This window comes from Hydrocoleum sp. CS-953 (genome assembly GCF_002260545.1).
GTDB lineage: Bacteria > Cyanobacteriota > Cyanobacteriia > Cyanobacteriales > Microcoleaceae > Trichodesmium.
On the sequence record NZ_LGSU01000769.1, the window covers coordinates 1 to 4,580 of the forward strand.

Annotated in this window: 5 protein-coding genes and 1 pseudogene; 2 read left to right on the plus strand and 4 right to left on the minus strand. The window is 33.5% G+C overall.

All coding sequences use genetic code 11. From position 1 onward, the window contains the following. Window positions 1-352 precede the first annotated feature (352 nt). Window positions 353-820 (plus strand): GNAT family N-acetyltransferase, encoded by a 468-nt coding sequence (locus AFK68_RS09380; RefSeq protein ID WP_094672486.1) that lies wholly within the window; start codon window positions 353-355, stop codon window positions 818-820. A gap of 1,005 nt (window positions 821-1,825) precedes the next feature. Here AFK68_RS09380 and AFK68_RS09385 read toward each other — a convergent pair. The 4 genes and pseudogenes from AFK68_RS09385 to AFK68_RS38525 form a co-directional block, all read right to left on the minus strand. Continuing rightward, a partial coding sequence (locus AFK68_RS09385; RefSeq protein ID WP_246844084.1) for a PAP/fibrillin family protein occupies window positions 1,826-2,017 on the minus strand: 192 nt, incomplete at its 5' end. Window positions 2,018-2,025: 8 nt separating this feature from the next. Next, complete coding sequence (locus AFK68_RS09390) at window positions 2,026-2,649, minus strand: PAP/fibrillin family protein (protein ID WP_094672487.1); 624 nt, start codon at window positions 2,647-2,649, stop codon at window positions 2,026-2,028. 525 nt (window positions 2,650-3,174) lie between these two features. Beyond that, window positions 3,175-3,606, minus strand: coding sequence for a Uma2 family endonuclease (locus tag AFK68_RS38520; RefSeq protein ID WP_210407321.1), 432 nt, complete (start codon window positions 3,604-3,606; stop codon window positions 3,175-3,177). Window positions 3,607-3,644: 38 nt separating this feature from the next. Continuing rightward, a pseudogene (locus tag AFK68_RS38525) lies at window positions 3,645-3,978 on the minus strand (Uma2 family endonuclease); the annotation flags it as partial. 187 nt (window positions 3,979-4,165) lie between these two features. On the opposite strand from AFK68_RS38525, the gene AFK68_RS09400 reads away from it, so the two are divergent. After that, the coding region (locus AFK68_RS09400; protein WP_143437731.1) for a glycine--tRNA ligase subunit alpha at window positions 4,166-4,580 on the plus strand (415 nt) is incomplete at its 3' end.

Here is a 4,580-nt window from a genome sequence, read left to right on the forward strand (position 1 = left end):
TTCCGTACGAATGAGGTACAATTGACAATCGGGAATATTTTTTTTGTTTCCATATCTATTACTTGTTCCCTGTTCCCTGTTCCCTGTTCAAAATTCCTCCGAAAAGTATAAAACCTCTCCATTTATGGAGAAAAAACAAAAAAAATCCTTTTATGCTATTTATAAATTTCTCAATGAAGTTGCACTTAATAAAAGATAACAGCTATTGCTAAAATTCAGCCTTCAGTAATAATTATTAAGCGCATTGTTACAGAGAAATGATATTAGTCACTCCTCTTCTTTATAAGAACAGGTAATTATTAATTATTAATTGTTGAACTATTCCCTATTCCCTATTCCCTATTCCCTAAAAATGACAGAAATAGTATTACCAAATTCCTGTAATCTCAGACCTGCAACTGCTAAAGATATATGGTCTATCCGTAAGTTAGTTTTAAGTGCTAAACTTGACCCGACTCAATTAAGTTGGCAACAATTTTGGGTGATTGAATCTGAGGGAAAATTAGTAGCTTGTGGACAATTGCGTAATTTTGAAGATACACAAGAATTAGGTAGTTTAGTAGTTGTAAAAGCTTGGCAAAAATGTGGATTAGGCACAACACTTACAAAACATCTAATTCAACAGGCAACTAAACCTTTATATTTGGAATGTCTGGGTCAAAAATTAGAATATTTTTACAGTCGCTTAGGTTTCGAGCCTATTTCTTTAGCAGAATTACCTCAATCTCTAAAGTTGAAATTTGGTATACCTCAATTAGGTAGGAAAATATTCAAAATTCCTGTGATAATTATGGAGTATCAAGGAAATCAATTAACTTAAGCATAGCCGTCAGCTATCAGTCATTAATTCATTATCTTTATAGAAGAAATTAGTATTGATATTTTCAGGCAAATAAAGCCTTCAGCTATCAACTATTAGTTATGATTTATTAGCTTAATTAAAATACTTTGTATGAAATTTATATTTGAGGAAAACAAGAATTTATGACATAAAAAATGGTATTAAATATATTCATTATAATTCCTAATATCATGTCCGGTTGAATAGTTATAATTAGAAGCTCGTAGTAAAGCTCTAGCCTCAAAATACATATATTATCGGCTAGAGCTTTACTACAAACAAAAATTTTTTTATCACTACTCCTAAATTACCGAATAATTAATAATTATTGATTAAATAGTTTAGGTTTAAAGCCTCCTATTTCAACAGGAAAAAGCGGTCGTTTAGCTAGCGCACAACTTTCCTGACGGAATGCTCCGCAAACGTTAACGCTTCGCGACATGAATTGCTCGCATGACCTTAGGATGGGATGCTGTTTCGGCGCTTCAGCCGACATGAAAAGCGGAGCGGCTCTGCAAGAGCGCGAAACCTAGCCATATCCAATCGACCAAGAGAAAAGTGCTAGGATATTTCCTTATATTCAATCCTCAAGGATAAAACCAGAGCTAATTATACCAATTCCTAAAAGTAACGCAACACCTTGAATAACACTTCAGTTATTAAGTAATTAAACTAAGGTAATTACTTTTTTGTTAGTTTGAGCACTATGAGTGCATTAATTATTCTTGTTTGTAGGGACGCCCTTATGCAACGTNGTAATTACTTTTTTGTTAGTTTGAGCACTATGAGTGCATTAATTATTCTTGTTTGTAGGGACGCCCTTATGCAACGTCCCTACCTTCCCCTACTCCCCTACTTTAATCAAATGTAGAAAAGTTTTTGAGAAATGGTATTATCAATTATCCATTATCAATTATCAATTCATGAAAAGAAGCTGATAGCTGACGGCTAAGACCTGTTTGGGCAGCATTCCGCAGGAAATGTTTACAAATTGACTTTATTCAGAATAAATAAACTTTCATCTCCCCCACGTCCAATTCTAAAATTTTCGTCTATATAAGTAATATCAAGTGTGGCAACTCTACCTTGAGGATTATTAGCTTTTACAACTTTAAAAGGATTTAATTTAGGTGTGTCAATACCTACAATTTTCTCAATCGCTAAATAACGTTTATCNGAAATGTTTACAAATTGACTTTATTCAGAATAAATAAACTTTCATCTCCCCCACGTCCAATTCTAAAATTTTCGTCTATATAAGTAATATCAAGTGTGGCAACTCTACCTTGAGGATTATTAGCTTTTACAACTTTAAAAGGATTTAATTTAGGTGTGTCAATACCTACAATTTTCTCAATCGCTAAATAACGTTTATCAAAATAGACATTGATGCGTTTATCTGCTAAACCAGATGTATTTATAGCTGGCTCAAAACTAGCAGTTACTTTCACATATCCTGATATTAATTTCATAGGATGTTGTACTTGGGCGATATTAAAAAATTCTTTATTGGCAACATTAATTACTTGATAAACTTTTCCTACTTTTAATCCCAATGGTAGGGAATCTAAAGAACGAATTTCTCTAGCTGTAGAGTATAGTAGTTGCCAACTTCCTTCTAATAAATTAGGAGTATAGAGGAGAGGTTGAGGATGAAGATTGAGACTTTCTAAGTCTTTTGTTAACTTTTCAATTTCTTGTTCTAAAGTTTTTTCTAACTTCACATTAGTAACAGGAGAACCATCATTTCTAGTTTGAATATTTTTGATGGTCGCTTGTAATTTTTCCTTCAAAATTTGATTATTCATAGAATTAAAGAGAATAATTAAACAATTAATAATATCATGTCCGGTAGCATCGGTATTACAAGTGAGAAGGTAAGGAAGAAGGCTTGAGTTATCTAGGAGAGAAGAAAGAAGAAAAGGAAAAACCTTACATAATGTAAATATTTCCCCAACTTTTACACGACGCGACCATACCAGCGGACATGATATAATTAATAATTACTTTTTCCTAGAAATAAGAGGATTGACTAATATCATTTCTCTGTAACAATGCGCTTAATAATTATTACCCAAAGCTTAATTCCAAAGCTTAATTTTAGCAATAGCTGTTATCTTTTATTAAGTGCAACTTCATTGAGAAATAGTATAAAAGGATTTTTTTTGTTTTTTATCCATGAATGGAGAGGCTTTATATCTGAATTTTTCGGTAATAGTGGGAAGTAATTGATAATTTATGGATAATAATTAACTTTATTTTTGATTTTTGGAGAGGTTGAATATACATCGACTAAAAAAACTTGTTTCTGGGTTCACCTGCTTAAGTCCTAATTAACTTAATAACTCATCTACCGGAATACTAAAACCATTTAAAACTTTTTGAGTATTAACAACTTGCCCAGAAATAAAAATAAGCCTCAATTCTTGAGTCACAACAATTACCCATTTATTCTCAGGAAATACTAACCAAACTTCTTCGCCTCCAGACTCTAAATATTCTTGTGCTTTGGCAATAATATCTTCAGCTAAATCTGTAGGAGAAACAATTTCAGCACTTAAAGGAAAACTTTGAGGTAAGACTTTTTCATTGCCAAATTTTGCCTCTAATTCTGGAGTAAGATAAGCAACATCAGAGTAACGCCCTTGCTTATTTGTACGACAAGGTACATCAGTATAAACTTTTCCACCTTGCCCACTAGAATCTTTGTAACTTCTCCAATAAAAGTAAAGATTTCCTTGAATCCGACTATGCTTAAGAGTCATGTCATTTTTCTCCAATAATTGCCCGTTAACCCACTCTNTTTCAGCACTTAAAGGAAAACTTTGAGGTAAGACTTTTTCATTGCCAAATTGTGCCTCTAATTCTGGAGTAAGATAAGCAACATCAGAGTAACGCCCTTGCTTATTTGTACGACAAGGTACATCAGTATAAACTTTTCCACCTTGCCCACTAGAATCTTTGTAACTTCTCCAATAAAAGTAAAGATTTCCTTGAATCCGACTATGCTTAAGAGTCATGTCATTTTTCTCCAATAATTGCCCGTTAACCCACTCTTTCTTTTCTGGAGGATTTTGTACCCAATCTTCTAGAGTATATTCTGTTGATTTTTTGACAACAACTGGGGATGTAATCATTACTAATTACCTATGATTGATTCCTAATTAAATTATAGTAAAAAATCTATTTTTTTTTTCTGGTTGACAATACAATTGTTTTATGTTAGACAATATGATAAATGGGAAAAATTAAAAGAGTATTTTGCTCATAATATCCCAAATAATGCCATAATTTCAGGTAAAATAAAAACCTAAAAAAAAGTAAGTGAACTTCCAATCAGTCATAGCTACCTTAAATCAATTCTGGAGCGATCGCGGTTGTCTCATCGCTCAACCTTATGATACCGAAAAAGGGGCAGGTACAATGAACCCCCACACATTTCTGCGGGCGATTGGTCCTGAACCTTGGTCAGTTGCCTACGTTGAACCCTGTCGTCGCCCCACGGACGGGCGTTATGGGGAAAACCCTAACCGCTTTCAACACTACTATCAATATCAAGTCTTAATCAAACCGTCTCCTAATAATATTCAAGATGTTTATCTTGACTCTCTCCGCGCTCTGGGTATCCGTCCAGAAGACCATGATATTCGATTTGTAGAAGACAACTGGGAGTCTCCCACTCTGGGTGCTTGGGGTGTTGGTTGGGAAGTTTGGCTTGATGGTATGGAAATTACCCAAT